This is a genomic window from Sphingobacterium sp. UBA1897, from assembly GCF_002337775.1.
Lineage (GTDB): Bacteria > Bacteroidota > Bacteroidia > Sphingobacteriales > Sphingobacteriaceae > Sphingobacterium > Sphingobacterium siyangense.
This window is the reverse complement of record NZ_DDGR01000018.1, coordinates 445,721-463,764: the sequence shown is the minus strand read 5'-3', so window position 1 is coordinate 463,764 and position 18,044 is coordinate 445,721. Positions and strand designations below refer to the sequence as shown.

15 protein-coding genes are annotated in these 18,044 nt (G+C 40.0%); 5 read left to right on the top strand and 10 right to left on the bottom strand.

Features of this window, described 5'->3' with window-relative positions; genetic code table 11:
- The first annotated feature begins 196 nt into the window (after positions 1 to 196).
- The 4 genes from B4N43_RS10195 (at position 197) to B4N43_RS10180 (ending at position 4,615) form a co-directional block, all read left to right on the top strand.
- A complete protein-coding gene (locus B4N43_RS10195; protein WP_286734504.1) occupies positions 197 to 808 on the top strand; it encodes a fumarylacetoacetate hydrolase family protein in 612 nt (203 codons plus the stop codon).
- A 13-nt stretch (positions 809 to 821) separates the two neighbouring features.
- Positions 822 to 2,546, top strand: coding sequence for a M23 family metallopeptidase (locus tag B4N43_RS10190; RefSeq protein WP_286734503.1), 1,725 nt, complete (start codon positions 822 to 824; stop codon positions 2,544 to 2,546).
- Between the two features lie 74 nt (positions 2,547 to 2,620).
- Positions 2,621 to 3,082, top strand: coding sequence for a thioredoxin-dependent thiol peroxidase (gene bcp / locus B4N43_RS10185; protein WP_145327507.1), 462 nt, complete (start codon positions 2,621 to 2,623; stop codon positions 3,080 to 3,082).
- Between the two features lie 63 nt (positions 3,083 to 3,145).
- Positions 3,146 to 4,615: a glycine--tRNA ligase gene (locus tag B4N43_RS10180; RefSeq protein ID WP_145327506.1), complete on the top strand. Its 1,470-nt coding sequence runs from the start codon at positions 3,146 to 3,148 to the stop codon at positions 4,613 to 4,615.
- 92 nt (positions 4,616 to 4,707) lie between these two features.
- Here the strand turns inward: B4N43_RS10180 and B4N43_RS10175 are convergent, their stop codons facing one another.
- From B4N43_RS10175 to B4N43_RS10150, 6 genes are all read right to left on the bottom strand, one after another.
- Entirely contained in the window at positions 4,708 to 6,147 is a 1,440-nt protein-coding gene (locus B4N43_RS10175) for a hypothetical protein (protein WP_286734501.1), read from the bottom strand.
- A gap of 76 nt (positions 6,148 to 6,223) precedes the next feature.
- The gene (locus B4N43_RS10170) at positions 6,224 to 7,942 is read right to left on the bottom strand and encodes a M64 family metallopeptidase (protein ID WP_286734499.1); all 1,719 of its coding nucleotides are present in this window, start codon (positions 7,940 to 7,942) and stop codon (positions 6,224 to 6,226) included.
- A 216-nt stretch (positions 7,943 to 8,158) separates the two neighbouring features.
- A complete protein-coding gene (locus B4N43_RS10165; protein WP_070570223.1) occupies positions 8,159 to 9,019 on the bottom strand; it encodes a helix-turn-helix domain-containing protein in 861 nt (286 codons plus the stop codon).
- Between the two features lie 65 nt (positions 9,020 to 9,084).
- Complete coding sequence (locus B4N43_RS10160) at positions 9,085 to 10,287, bottom strand: DUF4369 domain-containing protein (protein WP_286734498.1); 1,203 nt, start codon at positions 10,285 to 10,287, stop codon at positions 9,085 to 9,087.
- Complete coding sequence (locus B4N43_RS10155) at positions 10,274 to 12,613, bottom strand: glycoside hydrolase family 95 protein (protein WP_286734496.1); 2,340 nt, start codon at positions 12,611 to 12,613, stop codon at positions 10,274 to 10,276. Before B4N43_RS10155 ends, B4N43_RS10160 begins: the two co-directional genes overlap by 14 nt.
- Complete coding sequence (locus B4N43_RS10150) at positions 12,603 to 14,486, bottom strand: alpha-L-fucosidase (protein ID WP_286734494.1); 1,884 nt, start codon at positions 14,484 to 14,486, stop codon at positions 12,603 to 12,605. The genes B4N43_RS10155 and B4N43_RS10150 overlap by 11 nt, the downstream gene beginning before the upstream one ends.
- 593 nt (positions 14,487 to 15,079) lie before the next feature.
- On the opposite strand from B4N43_RS10150, the gene B4N43_RS10145 reads away from it, so the two are divergent.
- Positions 15,080 to 15,568: an META domain-containing protein gene (locus B4N43_RS10145; RefSeq protein ID WP_286734492.1), complete on the top strand. Its 489-nt coding sequence runs from the start codon at positions 15,080 to 15,082 to the stop codon at positions 15,566 to 15,568.
- Between the two features lie 165 nt (positions 15,569 to 15,733).
- Here B4N43_RS10145 and B4N43_RS10140 read toward each other — a convergent pair whose 3' ends face one another.
- The 4 genes from B4N43_RS10140 to B4N43_RS10125 form a co-directional block, all read right to left on the bottom strand.
- Positions 15,734 to 16,192 (bottom strand): hypothetical protein, encoded by a 459-nt coding sequence (locus B4N43_RS10140; protein ID WP_286734490.1) that lies wholly within the window; start codon positions 16,190 to 16,192, stop codon positions 15,734 to 15,736.
- 154 nt (positions 16,193 to 16,346) lie between these two features.
- Positions 16,347 to 16,751, bottom strand: coding sequence for a hypothetical protein (locus tag B4N43_RS10135; protein WP_286734487.1), 405 nt, complete (start codon positions 16,749 to 16,751; stop codon positions 16,347 to 16,349).
- A 279-nt stretch (positions 16,752 to 17,030) separates the two neighbouring features.
- On the bottom strand, positions 17,031 to 17,450 hold the full coding sequence (locus tag B4N43_RS10130) for a hypothetical protein (protein WP_286734485.1): 420 nt from the start codon (positions 17,448 to 17,450) through the stop codon (positions 17,031 to 17,033).
- Positions 17,451 to 17,528: 78 nt separating this feature from the next.
- Positions 17,529 to 17,732, bottom strand: a complete 204-nt coding sequence (locus tag B4N43_RS10125; RefSeq protein ID WP_286734483.1) for a hypothetical protein — start codon at positions 17,730 to 17,732, stop codon at positions 17,529 to 17,531.
- Positions 17,733 to 18,044 lie beyond the last annotated feature (312 nt).

Here is an 18,044-nt window from a genome sequence, read left to right as displayed (position 1 = left end):
ACCGAGTATGAATGCACGACAAGCTTTTAGAAGATAGCCATTACGTTCGTTAGCATAGCGCATTCCGGCCAAGTGTAGGTAATTCACAAATAGCATATAGTACTTTCTAATACCGCCTCAAACGTTCACGCGATGAAAACCGAGCTCATGGGTTCGCAAGAAATCTGAAAGCTTCATTGCCTTAAAAATTTATATCATGAAAATAATTGCAATCGGTCGCAATTACATCGACCACGCGAAAGAGCTCAATAATCCAGTCCCAGAGAATCCCATTATATTTTTAAAACCTGATACTGCGGTATTAAAGGATAACAAAGATTTCTATTACCCGGAATTCTCCAAAAATATTCAGTTCGAAACCGAAGTTGTCCTCCGGGTCTGTAAAGAAGGGAAACATGTCACCCCAAAATTTGCATCAACATACTTCGATGCTGTCGGCCTGGGAATTGACTTCACCGCAAGGGATGTACAGCAAGAACTAAAAGCAAAAAGCCTTCCCTGGGAATTGGCAAAAGCATTTGACCATTCTGCAGTGATAAGCAACTTGATTCCTAAAGAAGAGCTTGCAGATGTGAACTCGATTGAGTTCTCCCTGCAGCAAAATGGGCAAACAGTTCAGCAGGGAAATACCAAGGACATGATTTTCTCCTACGAAGATCTGATTGTGTATACCTCCAAATTTATTACCCTCCGCAAAGGGGACCTCATTTACACGGGTACGCCTGTTGGTGTCGGCTCTGTAGCCATCGGCGATTTATTGGAAGGTTTCATCGGCGAACAGAAGATGTTTAGCTGTAAAATTAAATAAGCTGGGACATCTTATGACAAAAAAAAGAATAGCATTACTGGCCCTCCTCACTTGTATGGCAGGCCTAAGCCAAGGGCAAGATATTATCAAAAGCCGCAATTATCCACAAAACTATTTTGTACGGCCCATGGACATTGCGCCGCAGGCTTCAGGATCGTTCGGCGAATTGCGCGCAACGCATTTCCATGGTGGAGACGATTACCGGACACAACAACGCATCAATATTCCTGTGCATGCAGCGGCGGAAGGTTTTGTATCCCGCGTCAGGGTACAGATAGGTGGTGGTGGTAATTATGTTTATATTGATCACCCCAATGGTTACACCTCGGTATACATGCACCTAGAAAGTTTCAATTCGGATCTTGCTAAAATCATCAAAGATGAGCAGTACAAGCAGAAACGTTTTGATGTCGATGTATTCCTCAAACCAAATCAGGTCCCGGTGAAAAAAGGCGAGTTTATTGCAAATTCGGGCAATACAGGCGGGTCTGCAGGTCCACATCTTCATTTTGAAATCCGTGACACAAAAGCGCAGCTACCCCTCAATCCACAATTGTTCGGGCTGCTCTTTCCGGATGGTGTAAAACCGATCATCCGCGGCATGACGGTCTATGATTTAGGCTCCGAACTGTTTGATGAAAATACGCCCCGCAGGCATCAAACCATCAGATCTGTTGGTAGCGGCAATTATAGTTTAGCAACAAACGCCCCTATCTCTGTGAATGGCACCTTTGGGCTAGGCATTAACACGGTTGATAAACGCAGTGGTATCTCATTTACGTATGGTGTCTACTCGATCGAACTTTTCTTGGACAACAAAAACATCAGTACGGTGTTGTTTGAATCAATCCCTTTTGATCAGACCCGTGCGATCCAGTCTTACGTCGACTACCCCTACTTAAAAAAGTCCGGTGTACGCGTTCAAAAAAGTTTTAAAGACCCAAACAATCCGATCAACATCTATAAACACCTGGACAACCTGGGAAAAATCGAATTGAAAGACAATGAGGTGCATGAGGTAAAATATGTTGTCAAGGATGTTCAAGGGAATACGAGCGAATTGAATTTTAAGGTGCAGAATAACCCTTCACTTTCCATCAGCCGTACAGGTGCTACAGGCCTCAAAATGTTCCACTATGCTGACGAGAACAAATATGAAGCGGAGAATGCTCGGGTTTATATGAGCAAAAATATATTGTATGACGACCTTTACTTCAATTATTCGCAGGGAGCAAAACCTGCAAAGGGCTACTCAGCAATGCACTATATCCACAACGCTTATACACCGGTCTTCGGATATTACAAGCTCATGATCAAACCAGACTACAGCTTGTCTGAAAATCTTTATGACAAGGCTTTGATTGTTTCCTCCGACGGTGGAGCACAGGGAGGTAAATATGAGAACGGTTGGGTCGTGGCCAATGTACGCGAGTTTGGCGGTTTTTATGTTGCTGTTGACACCATTGCACCGAATATTGTGGCACGTAACCTGACCGATGGAAAGAATGTGAGTGGACAGCAATCCATTGACTTTACAATCAGCGACAATCTCTCTGGAATAGATACTTTTGACGCTTATATTGATGGAAAATGGGCCTTGATGAAATATGACCCTAAAACGAGACATATCTGGCACGACTTCGAACCCGACTTAAGCAGTGGCCGACATGCGTTTAAACTCGAAGTGAAAGACAACAAAGGGAATTTAAAGACATACGAAGCTTCTTTTATAAGGTAGATCCCTAATTTTTAGCAATAAATCAGGGGGTTCAAGAGATTAATCGTATCTTAATCGACTAAATACAATGTAATATGGCAACACTAGAAATAGGACAGAAAGCACCGGATTTCAGTGCAAAAAATCAACATGGTGAAACAGTCCATCTTTCAGATTTTAAAGGGAAAAAAGTTATTTTATATTTTTATCCAAAAGACAATACACCAGGTTGCACCACGGAAGCCTGTAATTTCAGAGACAATTATCAGTCTTTGAAAAAAGATGGTTTTGAAATCATAGGCGTAAGTGTGGACAGCGAAGCATCGCACCAAAAATTCATCAGCAAACATGAGCTTCCTTTTCAGCTGCTTGTAGATGAAGACAAGAGCCTTGTAGAGGCCTATGGTGTATGGGTCGAAAAGAACATGTATGGCAAAAAGTATATGGGCACAGCACGTACCACTTTTGTGATTGATGCAGATGGCATTATCCAACATATCATCAAAAAAGTAGATAACAAAAATGCGTCCCAGCAGATCCGTGATTTAGGCATTTAAAGAATACCTCTTATCAAGAATCTTATATCTAAAATCTAAAACTAATATCTATATTTGCCACTTATGAGCAAACAGACAGACGACTTTTTCAAAAGTGTAGTATCACACGCGAAGGAATACGGTTTTGTATTTCAATCGAGCGAAATATATGACGGATTAAGTGCCGTCTACGATTATGGTCAATTGGGTTCGGAATTAAAAAACAACCTAAAGACTTATTGGTGGAAATCCATGGTGCAATTGCACGAAAACATTGTTGGTATTGATGCCGCAATTTTCATGCACCCAACAACATGGAAAGCATCTGGTCACGTTGATGGTTTTAACGACCCAATGATCGACAATAAGGATTCAAAAAAACGTTACCGTGCCGATCAATTGATCGAAGATAAGATTGCACGTTATGAGGCAGATGGTAAGACAGCTGAAGCTGCTGCCCTATTAGACGCTTTGAATACCGCATTGAATGCAGACGATTTAGCTGGACTGAAAACCATCATTGAAGAACATAATATCGTATGTCCGGTTTCAGGCACCAAAAATTGGACTGAAGTACGTCAATTTAATTTGATGTTTGCAACCCAAATGGGTGCTATGGCAGATGGAGCTGATCAGGTTTACCTTCGTCCTGAAACCGCACAAGGTATTTTCGTCAACTTCCTGAACGTTCAAAAGACAGGACGTATGAAAATTCCTTTTGGTATCGCCCAAATTGGTAAAGCTTTCCGTAACGAAGTAATTGCCCGCCAGTTTATCATGCGTATGCGCGAATTCGAGCAAATGGAAATGCAATTTTTCTGCCGCCCGGGTACTGAATTGGAATGGTATAACAAATGGAAAGAGACACGCTTGAAATGGCATTTGGCATTGGGCTTCGATTCATCAAACTACCGTTACCACGACCACGATAAATTAGCGCATTACGCAAATGCTGCAGTTGATATTGAATTCAACTTCCCATTCGGATTCAAAGAAGTTGAAGGTATCCACTCCCGTACAGATTTTGACTTGAAACAACATCAGGAATTTTCTAAAAAGAAAATGCAATATTTTGATCCGGAGATCAATCAAAACTACATTCCATATGTCATTGAAACTTCAATCGGATTGGACCGCCTTTTCTTAACTGTATTATGTAACTCTTTGGTAACAGAAGATCTTTCTACAGCAGAAAAACAAGATTCGCGCGTTGTATTGAAATTTCCACCAGCATTGGCACCGGTAAAAGCTGCAATTTTACCATTGACCAAAAAAGATGGTTTACCAGAAAAAGCACGTGAGATCCTAAATACACTAAAATTGGATTACAACGTTCAATATGACGAAAAAGATGCCATTGGAAAACGTTACCGTCGTCAAGATGCAATCGGAACACCAATCTGTATCACAGTCGATTACGATTCATTGGAAGACAACACCGTAACCATCCGTCACCGTGATACGATGGCACAGGAACGTGTTGCCATTGCCGATCTTGAAAAAATATTGAATGACTTGGCTGGTTGGAATACCTTGCTAAAAAAATTGATATAGCCAATATGCTATCACAGAAAAGGTGTCCATTGCTGGACACCTTTTTGTTTTAATAGATGTAGGGCGGCTAGATGCTAAGTACAATAACTGTGCTAGTATTCTATCACAATATGATCGTCCCACTGTTCATTCTTCACGATCTGAAAACCCAAATTCCCATTGGCAGTCTCCAGCAATTTGCCCTTAAACTGTATTTGAACATTATTTCGGATTTCGCTTTCCAGTTCAAATGTACGCAGCAATTTACCTTCCTTGAAAACTTGGAACTGATATTTAATAGCGGTATTGTTGAGATAATAGCCCATAAATTGGTTGAACGAAAAACTTTGATCAGCTGCCGTAAAATGTGGGATAACCGTCAAAAGACTTTCATCAACCTGGTCGTTACTATGCGTCATAAAAGGATAATAATGAAACACAGGATGAAGCTGCTTCACCTGAATACTATCAATTGCGCTCAGATCTTCGCTGTCTGTAAAAGTCAACTTGACCTCACTGTAGATCCGACTTAAGTTTAGGACCCGTTCCATAGCCCCTTTAACCTCAAAGGTATCCCGGCTAGCAAATAACTCTGCAGATTGTTCTGAAAAAGCATTCGTCGCATAAAAGTGCTCAAAATCCACCGCCCCTGCCAGGATCAGCGGCAATGTCGAATTTTTAGCAATCAGACTTAGGTAATAGGTTCCGTTCGGCAATTCAACATCGAAAGCTTCCTGCGAATTAAGTACGCCCGATTTGATCATAGCCTTCGATTTTGCATCAAACACATGGTAGTAAAATTTGCTAGGCAAAGCGGCCGGGTTGACTTGTCCGTAAACCATCAAGTTATCCATCTTGAATGTACCAGTCGTTGGGCTGTAACCCGCTCCTCCATCCCTGCTACCGGCAAATAATGAAATTTTCAACCAGAGCTCCTTGCTGTTGCCAAACGAAATATCTGCCAATGATGCACTCACAGGGATTTTGGCTGAAAGTGACACATTCGATGGATAATTGATTGTATCCGAGAGCATCAAAAAACTATTCCCCTTATCCAGGGAATAACTCAAAAGCAGTGCCCTTGGTCCTGTACTCGAACTATTGCAATCAAAGGTCCAGCTACCCAGCGAATGAATACCTGTGGCAGGGATTTTGACTAGGATCTCTTTACCACCTTTGAAACTAATGGCTTTTCCCGTTGCAGGCCAACCGCCTAAAAAATCATAGTCTGTCTTTCCATTGTTGTAATCGATCACAACGGCATCATCAAGTGCATTTTCGGGAACAACATCGCTGTTATCAAAGGTCCAATGATACAGCAATTCGTTTTCGGAAGAAGCTCCGCTCAGCGCAGCTCGTTTTGCCGTGGTTGATTGTTTTTTTAGAGGAGTAACAATCGCTTCAAAATCCTTGACTTTGAATTTTACCGCATGAATTGTTTCATCGTTTTCATCGGGAAGTTTTGCATGCTTTTTGCACGAAGGCAATGCGGCTAAAACCAGGATGAATACACATGAAAGAATTCCCCAAGTTGACTTGGATTTTCTTTTCATAAATATAAATGATTTATAAGTTAATTAACCGGCAGATTAAAATTAACTTATAAATCATTTCACTCCAACAGTATAACTAAAAAGTTACAATCGTTTTCTCACTTTTGCAAGTGGTCTCTTTATCTATTTTTTGAACGTATATCTTTCCAGAAGAGGTTGTTAATTTCATTTTGAGCACATTATTCACCCCTGTTGGACGTACATACTCCCCATTAAATTCGTCCCATTCATAAATCGGATTCCCCTCTTCATTCAACCAGATATAGTTATAACGCGTATCGACTTTATCTTTTACCGTCAATTGTACTGTGTTTTTCTTCTTGTCGATTTTAACCTGAATATTCTTTGGCTTATCAATTTCGTCCAATGTGTTGATGTAAACTTTTGTTTTCTCGGAAACCCGGTCATCCCAAATACCACGGACGAGGTACACTTTTGACTCCACAATATTTTGCAAAAAAATATTATTGCCCGTTTCTTCCCAAAATCCTGTGGCGGCATCATACCAGCGATATTCAAGTCCGGCAATAGGATGCTTTACTGTAAGCACCTGAGCACCACCATAACAGGTTTCCAATGTATCGCCCCATCTGGTCGATGGTATCGCTAAATCAATCAATTTTACCTGATTAAATGTCCATACAACCGAGTCTCGATGGTTGACATAGGATGGATTACGTAATAGATTTGTCGTATCTTGAATCATCACCTTCAACGTATTCGCTCCAACGCTTAGCATTCCCGGATCGAGGTAAATCGAGTCAATGTCGGTCGCAATTGTTTGATCATTCAACAACCAGGACATTTTAAAGGTGTTCGGAGAAGGTTTTGCCAAACGTAGCGAAAACTTCTGAACACTATCTAAGGTAATCGGCTTATCGAGGGCAGGTTTTACCTGAATAAATGGACTTGACTTCTTCTTGATGGAAGCAACAAATTGCTCTTGACAAACGGGACAAAATGGAGCTACCAGGTATTGCATTTTACAATATTCATGTGGTCTAAACCAGTTAGAGGGCGAGCCTTTACCACCATAAGAGTAAATACCAACTCCGTCTTTTCCAAGCCAGTATTTCCAGGGGACCTGCTTTACATCTGCCGATTGTGAGCGATTTACAGACTCAATGGCATATTGATTACCAGCCCAATACTCATCCGCAAGCTGGGCAAAGGAATGTCCAATTTCGTGCACCGCGATGTCATTGCTCTTAAAATTAACCGTAGAAGTTGCCCATTTTCCTCCTGAACCACCATAAAATGGGGAATTGACCAGCACAACGACCTGTGTATAATTTGGGGTATGCATTTTCAAGACCTCTTCAATACGATCATTTTTCTGCGGTACAACCAAACGATGTAAACCACCATTGTCAAAGCTGCTTCCAAAAATCGTGTTCGGATGAGCAATCGGAACAGCATGATCCCGTGTAAACTTATTGTAACGTGGGGGATATTTACTCAGATCGGTTTCACCATGCACACAGTCACCCGCTTTGCAGTCGTGCACTGCACCAGATTCCTCGGAGATCGTACGAATAGCAAACACATTAAAAAAACTGCTGTATTGTTTGAAGGGTTCGATCGAGAAAAAATAGTTGGTAAACTGCTTGGCATCGGCAGCGTAATCATCCAGCTGTGCTTTGGTGTAACCGTCCCCCAAAATGACCAAATTGACAATATGCTTATCCGTTCCTTGGTATTGCAGCGTATCGATCTTAAAAAGAGAAGATTGGGCCCGAAGCTGCAGCGCAGATATACATAAAACTAGGAGTGCAATAAATAGATTTTTATTCATCGGAATGGTTATCGTTAGAACTCAAAAATACCATTTTAGCACCTGCTATTTTTAAATTTTATTGACGAGTCTTTCTCCGATATTGTCAACAAAACCATTCTTCCGATTTCCGTGGAGGGGAGCCCACCAAAAATCAACGGTATGAGGATCCAGCTATAGCTCGGAAATCTCCATAGACTATTCCATTAAACGGCATAGTAACATCCGCCAAACAACCTAGTCGCGCATACGATGTTCCTGTACATATTCACTCGGCGACAGTTTGGTTATTTTCTTGAACACCCGATTGAAATTGACAACATTGTTAAACCCTGTTTTAAAAGCGATATTAGAAACACTTTCCGAAGATTCGTCAATCAACATTTTACAGGCGCGTTCAATCCGGATTTCATTGAGGAAGGTAACATAGGTTTTCCGGGTATGTTTCTTAAAATACTTGCAAAATGCGTGTGGTGTCATGTGTGCTACCGCTGCTATATCTTCCAAGGAAATCTTGTCTCCAAAATGCTGGAAAGTATATTGGAATATTTCATTGATTCGCAATCCTTCGGCATCTGAGAACTTCTTTTGTGGAATACCTGTATACAGCGAAGTCCATTGATCTACTTTTTTACTTAAAAAATTAATCAGCTTCACAAACGAGAGGAGACGATCTATGCCCGCACTCACGTTAATCTGTACAAATTTTTCTTTCAACGCGACGGAATGCTCCGCATCCAATTTTTTACTGACGTTGATGTGTTCCAGGAAATACTTAACATCATCGAATTCAGGGAAATCCAGAAAGGGTTTAAAATGTTCGTAGTCGAAAAAAATATGGATGGCATGAATGCCATCCCTTATATCTTCCCCCGTTTTGAACATATGCGGTTCATCCGCATCAACGATATAGATCTCGTCCTCTTCAAAACTATGTGTAAAGTTGCCAATCATAAAGGTTCCCCGCCCTTTCAGGATGTAGGTCAGTTGGATTTCCTTGTGTCGGTGATAGTTGCTATAGAATGAAGGCAGAATGTCTTCCTGCACACAAATAGATCCTTGGTAAACAACCGGAACTGTAAATTGAACGACTTTCATTATGTATTGAAATAACAAATATTAAACAGTTAATTCAAATGTAAGATTTTTTAAGACAATAATCGTTAATTTTTAGCAAGAAATTCCTTTACCTTTCCTAAAAACTGTGGCATTGCTGGATCCTCACCACTCAAGGATAAAATTTGGAAGGTCTGCGGATTTATCCATAGATAACTTGGCGTACGATCTATACCAAAATCATTTTCCATCGTTGCCTGGTCATTATAATTCAAAAAGTAGCTCTGCTTCCCTAGCGCCAGCTCCTTACTTGATTTGATCCATTTATCCAGATCCTTATCCAGCGAAAAATAGATAACCCTTACCCCCATAGCGTTCAATTGAGATTCTTTTTTCCGTAACATCTCCATATCGGCCTTGCTATTTGTATTGGAAGTTCTCCAAAACGCGGCAATCAGCATTTTAGCCTTTGAAATATTCTTTAAATTCAAACTATCCCGTTCTACATTCATCGGGCTAATAGCAGGAAATACAGGCATATTTTCATAGAAGTCTTTCACCCTATCGACCTTTTCGCGGGCAAATTTAAAATAAGGATGCTTCTGCAAATCCGTATTAAAACTCAGCAATGCGGCATCGAATTTTTTATAATTCGTCTGATCCAAGGAGATGTATTTAAAAAAATAAGGCAATACTAAGGATGAACGGTGGGTACTATCGAGAATAAAATCGGCGTATAGTGTGCGTGGATTAAATGCGGCATTACCGCTTAAGCGCTGTATTTCATCCACTGTTTTCTCATAGGAACCATCATTTCTTGCAGCCATCGAAGGCAACTGACTCTCCAGCTGCCTTACCCGTTGGCTTTTATTTGCTGTTTTATTTTTTTCCTCCTCTTCACGCTGTTTATAGTTCGCATTGAACTGTATGAAATCCTTGGCATTCTGCGAAGAGGTTGTCAAGGTAAACTTACCCTGATTTTCACTCAGATCATAGTCACTCCCGCCTTCGACAAATAATGTATAGGCCTCCATACCCTTTATCTGAATATCATAAAATCCGGCCATGGCTAGTTCGCCTTCCAAAACAAATTGCCCATTAGCAACCTGTGTTTTTACAAATTGCTGCAGTTTATTGTCGTGATCGACGAGGCTCACCTGAGTCCCGTCCCCGGCAGTGGTTTTTCCAGTTATCTTATAGCTAAAGCTATTCAATAAGGCGGCTGTCTTCGCCGATTCGGACTTTTGGATACAGGCTGTCGTACCCAAGGCCAGCACAGAAATCAAGCAAAAATATTTAACGAACTTCATAATCTTTATAGTTTCCGTTTTCAAATAGACGAAGCTTTCCTTTTTTACCTTTAATCTGCACGGCGGAAACCTTTCCATTTTCCCATTTGATGTCTACGGTATAGTTTCCACGGGTTTTAAGTCCCTTAACTTCACCCTTTGACCAGGCTTTAGGCAGAGCAGGTAATAGATGGATATAACCATTGTGGCTCTGTATCAACATCTCGGCAATCCCGGCTGCACCGCCAAAGTTTCCGTCTATCTGAAAAGGCGGATGCGCACAGAACAAATTAGGGTAGGTACCTGCCCCGACTCCCTGATAGGTTGTTTCATTGGTAAAAGCAGGTTTAAGCAACTGCCTTAGAATTTCGAGTGCATGATCACCATCCTGTAATCTCGCCCAAAACAATATTTTCCAGGCTCTAGACCAGCCGGTTCCTTCATCGCCACGTACAGCTAAAGTCTTACGTGCTGCGTCAGCCCATTCAGGTGTCGTCTGTGGCGAGATAAATGCCGCAGGATACAGACCATATAAATGCGATACATGCCGATGTTTAGGTTCAACTTCCTGATAGTCCTCGAGCCATTCCATCACACGCCCCGATGGGCTAACGACTACAGGCGGAGGGATATCGTTCAGCTTCGCTTTCAAGGCATTGGCAAAACTATCTTTTGTCGCAAGAATAGAATCAGCTTGAATCACTGCCTGGTATAATTCCCGTACGATCTGGTTATCAATGGTAGGTCCCATCACAACCGCAGCAACTTTTCCATTGGCCATTCGGAAAGCATTTTCCGGCGACACCGACGGTGAAGTGACCCACCATCCTGTTTTAGGGTCCTGAACCAATGTATGATCGTAGAACTCTGCCGCTCCTTTGAGTATCGGATAAATCTCTTTGAGGTAATTTTTATCCCCGGTAAACAGATAATGTTCCCAGAGATGGTTACATAGCCAGCCTGAGGCCGTACTCGCTCCCCAGGAAGCCTGCTCACCCGGAGCGGAATACCCCCAGATATTCGTCATCATATAGACCACCCAACCCGGTGCGTTATAGTAAGCCTTTGCTGTCTGCTCGCCAGTTTTTGCAATCCGCTTTATCATTTCAATAAAAGGCTTATGATATTCGCTCAGGTTATTGACCTCCACGCCCCAATGATTCATCTGTGCATTGATATTGAGATGATAATCACCATTCCAAGGTGTATTGATCTGATTAGCCCATAGTCCCTGCAGATTTGGCGGCAGAGAATTTCTATTTTTAGGAGCAGCACTTGAAATATTCAAATACCTTCCATACTGATAATAAATTGTGGCCAGATCAGGGTCCTGAACTACATTTTTATAGAAATTGGCAATCCGTTCATTGGTAGGGATAGCGTTATTCGCCGGATTTCCAAACAAATTAAGATTTACCCGATTAAAGATTTTTTGATAGGCAGCAAGATGGTTTTTATATATTTTCTGTTCTTCAGCAGTTTTTGCTGCTGCAACAGCCGCTTTGACAACAGGTAAAGGATCCTTCCCATAATAGGAAGTACTTGCTGAGAAATAGACCGTGAGACCACCTTTTGCAGACACCTCTAAGGTTTTATCCTTTTTGCTGATCTGCAGATTTTTACCTTTAACCTGAATTAATCCAACGAATTTCAGATTTTTACCTCCTTTTCCATCAGGCAAAAATCCCTCGATCAGAATCCCATCGTCCAACAAGGTGTAACGGTCAATATTTTCCTGCCGCTGGAATGATATGCCTAACTGCTGTACCTCATCGTTATGTTGGTTCAATTGGATAATACCTACATTATTGTCAAAAGAAGTATAATAACGACGTTGGAACTGTTGTCCGTTTATCTTGAATGAAGTTTGTGCCGAGGCAGTCGCTAAGTCCAAGGAACGCTTGTACTCTTCGATCGTTCCCGCGGGCAATTTATAATCCAGCAAAAGGTCACCGAATAACTGATAACAGCCATAGGGAACCTTTGCACCATTACCAAAACCAGATCCCTTGCCTTTGGTCACAAAAGTTTCATTGACCAGTTTTTCGGCTTCATCATTTTTACCAGCTTTAAGCAGTGCCTGAATAGCTTCAACATTTTTGTAGGCTTCATAATTATTGGGATCTTCTGGACTGCCCGACCACATACTGATCTCGTTGAGCACGATCTTTTCCTGACTAGGATTTCCATCTGGCATCATGCCGATGAGTCCATTTCCCAATGGCAGAGTTTCTTCCCAAACCTTCGCGGGCTTATTATACCAAAGTACGAGTGGATTTTGTTGGGCAAAAAGCAACGTGGTATGACATATACATACCACGATAAACATTAAGAATTTATTTGCCATACAATTCAAATTCCGCTATGGCCAATTCATTGCCGTCGATAAATTGTTTTGGTTCAAATTTGATAAACTTGGTTGCACTGTTTGTATCAAAAAACACCTGTTGCAAAATTGGATTTGCCTTAATATTGGAAAACTCGCCCTCTTTAACAAGGGTCCATGTTTTTCCGTCGGTACTGGTTGATATTTTATAATGTGTTGGTGTCCCTATGTTCTTTCCATCCTGACGAGGAAGGAAGCCGATACCAGAAACAGGTTTGTCTGTAGCGACAACGATTACACCTTGATCGGCAACAGTCGCAAAAGTACCTGGTTTTCCGTCAGATATATAAGCATTATTATTGGATCTACCTGTCGAAATCTTAAATCCAGTCAGCTTTTTCACCTCTTTGGTATTAAATGCAAAAGGCTCGTTATACTCCTTGAACAATCCAAAATCACTGAGCGTAATCGCTACAGGAGCATAAACATGAAGACGTAATTTACTTGCAGTTTGAGGTTGCTCGAGTTTGATGAGGCGGTTTGCGCCGATACTTGTTGCTTTGGCCAAAGGCTTCCAGCTGTTATTTTCCCAACGTTCAATCGAAACACTATCGATACGTTGTCCCAACTTAATATTCTCTCTCAACTGAATAAGGTCGAACTTCGCTGGGGATTTTAATTTTATTTCCAATGTAGCCGATGTTTTGGAATCGTCTGTTGCCCAATAGCTATAGCGGTCGTTATCGATAATAAATGAAGTACCATAGGATTTTGAATCACCGTTACGGACATTGGATGCCGTGATGGTCGCTCCTTTGGCTAAATTGGTACGGAAAGTTTCCTTCACTTTTTTCCCAAAAGCCTGCAGCGACTTCACATCATTCTCATGTAATGTACCAGAAGGCATCGGTGCTAAGCCAAGATTCATGCATGCTCCTCTTCCAACGGATTTTAAATAGATCTCAAAAAGCTGATTTGGTGTTTTTACACGGCTATCTTGTTCTTCATGATAAAACCATCCCGGACGTTGTGGCACGTCACATTCAGCAGGTATCCAATATTTACCATTACGGTCACCTGTTTCGGCATTATGTGATTCTGTCGCTCCGGGTACAGCGACTTTTCCGTTTAAGCCAATCGGCGTAAATGTTGCCCATGAAGTTTCAGCAGCAAATCCTTTTTCGTTACCCACCCAACGCATATCGGGACCGATATCTGAGAAAATAACCGCTTCAGGCTGTAATTTTCGTACAATTGGCCAGGTTTTTTCATGCCACTCATAGTAAGTTGTTCGATCGATGATACGCTTTCCTTCATGGCCACCATAAAAGCCATCACCACCATTTGCTCCGTCATGCCAGGATGTAAACAAAGGGCCATAATTGCTCATCAATTCAGTCAGCTGCTGTCTGTAGGCTTCAGCATAGGCCGGAGTACCGTAACGTTCATCGTGACGATCCCAAGCAGAAAGATATACACCAAATTTCATCCCATTTCGATGGGTCGCTTGCATAAAATCTTTGACCATATCACCTTTTCCATTTTCCCATGGCGAAGAAGCGATACTATAGGATGTTGTCTTGGTTGGCCACAAACAGAATCCATCATGGTGTTTTGCCACACTAATTAAGCCCCTGAAACCACCCGCTGCCGCTGCCTTAGCAATTTGATTTGCATCAAAAGCCGAAGGATTAAACAATGAGGGCTGTGCATCACCATAACCCCACTCCTTATTTTGGAAAGTTGTCGGCGTATAATGAATCAAACAATACGTTTCCATCTCTTGCCACTTTAATTGACGCTCGGTTGGCAGAGCCCCGTAAGCTTTTAAAGTATCTGATTTGGCTACAGGCCCGCTGGAAAGTAAAATGGAGGATAACAAGATTGTCAACATAGTCTATATTTATGTTCTAGAAAATTAGGTTGTAAAGCCCTAAGATAAGAAGTTTTGCAAAATGCTGTATGTAACATTTGCGTACAAAACCGATCGATGCTCAGCTCCAACAGAATTTATCCCTAGGTCAAATCGTATTCTTTGTTCAAATCAATCGATTGATTAAAACAAGAATTCCAATTTATCAATGGTACTATTTACAGCCAGTTATTTAACTTTTTGTATATCTGCATAAGCGATTTTTTACTTTCAACACCAAAGAAAAACATGCTTTACCTCGATTGATATGTTATATCAACCCAAAACTATCCTTTTTTCACCCTAATTTCCCCAAAAATCAGATTCTTTCGCTTATCGGTCAAACAAAAATCATCCATCCGTTATTAATAGAGGATAAAGTAGTTAACAGCATTCAAATAGATGCTTCATTGGGCTATACTTGAGATTGGCATGATAATTATAAGTATAGGGCAGAAAAAGGAATGTTTTTTCTGAAAGTGTCTGTCTTTATTGACCAAAAAGAAACTTCAGGTTGTTTTCATGGTTTTTGATGCTGAAGAAATAATGAAAGTTTTATATTATTAAAAATGATTATGAGAGGTAATTTAATGATTTTAGCGGTTGCATTGGCGTTTTCAACAATCGCATGTAACACAACTGGAAAAAAAGCTGAGGCAACAGGTACTGGCGACACGGCTACTACCGTTCAAAAACCAAGCACAGTGGACAATACGTCTTTAGAAGGCACTTGGGAACTTAAATCCCTGACCACACCAGAAACTGCAGGAAAACAACTTAAGGATTTATTTAAGGACAAAGTTCCAACATTGACTTTCAATACAAAAGACCACAAAGTAGAGGGTAACAACGGCTGTAATGGTATTGGTGGAACCTATGAAAGTGAAAAAGGCAATTCGATCAAAATCGGTGATAAATTGGTTTCAACCATGATGCACTGTGAGAATGCGGCTTACAACGAATTTATGAATGGTTTAAAGTCTACGACAAACTTTGATGTACGGGATAATGAATTGACATTTATTTCCGGAGATATCGTGGTGATGCAATTCGTCAAAAAATAAGTTGATCTTCTGATAAAAGAGAGGCCGGTACATATACCGGCTTTTTTCTTAAAGTGAATGCCATAATATAGTTTCAAAAGTCTCCATATGGTCCCGTTATCCCAGCTGCTTCCCAGCGCTGCCTTCAACTATGGAAATACATCCCTGTATGTCAACAACAATCAATTAATGGTTCTTAAACCACTCTCTTATTTTACCTTCAAGTGATGGCCTTCTCAGTATATGTTCCTTCGATGGCTCTCTACGTCGCTGTTCAAATATCTTAGCCCTGTTTAAATTAGCTACCCAAATAGATATTATTGCAGTAAATAGCATGTAAAAAATAATGCTTATCCCTCCTCTAAAATCCTTTTTAAAATTATAATTCAAAAATCGCTTTCCCTTAATAAAAAGGATATAATTAAGACATAGTACAATCACCATAAATACAATCACTCTACTTTTACTCGATATGACTTCATGAATAATATCCTTGAATACCAAATAGGAAGATATTGTGTAAAGATTAAAACCTATGAATAGTGTACTAACAGTGGTTACATAGACTAGCGGAATTTCTTTCTCTTTCATAACATCCGTATAGAAACGATAGATTCGAAATAAGAGATAATTGTATATTTTCATTATTGTATTGGTTTATCAAATAAAGTATCCCCAGAAAAATGCTCATAATTAGCTGACCAACCCTCATAAAGTCCTCAGCTATTATTTTCTGTCGTTTCCCGGCGCTGCCTTCAACTATAGAAATACCCACAGTATGTCAACAACAATCAATCAATTAATGGTTCTTAAACCACTCTCTTATTTTACCTTCAAGTGATGGCCTTCTCGGTGTATGTTCCTTCAATGGCTCTCTACGTCGCTGTTCAAATATCTTAGCCCTATTTAAATTAATTACCCAGATTAAACTAGTTGCAGTTAATAACATGTAGATAGCTATCATGAGTCCTCCTTTAAAATCCTTTTTAAAATTATAATTCAAAAATCGCTTTCCCTTAATAAAAAGGATATAATTAAGACATAGTACAATCACCATAAATACAATCACTTGGAATTTACCAGATATCATTTCATCAATGAGATCTCTATATAATAGATAGCCATATATGGTAAAAAGATTTAAATATATAAATAATGAACTAACAGTGGTTACATAGACCAGCGGAATTGCTTTCTCTTTCATAACATCCGTATAAAAACGATAGATTCGAAATAAGAGATAATTGTATATTTTCATTATTGTGTTGGTTTATCAAATAAAGTATCCACAGATAAATACTCATAATTAGCTGAACATCCATCATAAAGTCCCCAACTATTATTTTCTGTCATCATCGATTTTGCAAAATTTAGCGCCGCCTAGGGCGATAGTTACAATGTAATATTCATATTATCCTCGGAAAATAAATTTTCCTTCGCCTATTCTAGTATGAAAATCTGACCGTGATCTTCTTCGATCACATTACCGATACTTACTCCAGTCAATCTGACTCATCAAATAAAAGGAAAAGATCAAATTAGAAATAACAAATACCACGATCGCAAAAACAATCCAGCTTCCCTTTCTATTCTGTTCTTTTGGTAATTTATCAAATTCTTTGACATAATCTTTCCAAACGTCTGTGTGGACAAAGACAAAATATTTTGTTAAAACTATTATCAAAAATGGAACAAAAACTATAGGCATTTTAAAACTTAAATCTGTCACATCTTTTGTTATAACAGTATAATAAACGCCCAAAGACAGTATGAACCAAATTTCTAAAGCCCCTATACAAACTCCAGATTTCCACTCGCTTAAGAATTTGGGGTGTGAAGTTTTTTCCCAAAATCTATAAAAAGAATAGAACAAATAGTAATATGCTCTTTTTAAATCTTTCATAATAATAAATTAAAAACTAAAACGTGGATAGTATCCTAGGTTACGATAAATAATATCACTGTAATCAGACATATAACCTTACGTTTCACCAGGATAAAAGGCATCAATACCAAAATACATTAAAGATGGTATAGTACCTACTCCTGTAAAACCTAATCCACTCTTTCTCGTATTAAGAAGAGCTTTGCCCGGACCTAATGCATTAGGTGAATTGGGATTTTCATAATATTTTAATACTCCAAACCCATCCACTATAAGTCCCCAATTATTGCCACTTTCCATTCTAGAGAGTTTCTGCCTTTTCAGGCTAATTCTGTTATGGGTAAATACCGGCAGGAGAGATTGATCGGGATCTGGATATAACCCCGCTGGATTAATAAATAGAGTGGAATATTCATTTGGGCCCAACTGTTAAAGGGGATACATCGACGCGTTGACCATAGCTTTTGCCAGGAAAAATTGTGGCAATCACTCCCGCAAACAACAAACTGAAAAACCAGTTCACTTTAATATTGGAATACATAGAAAAATAGGATTTTATCGGTTAATAAATTATAATTGGCTGTTATAAAAGCTATAATAAATGTAAGAAAC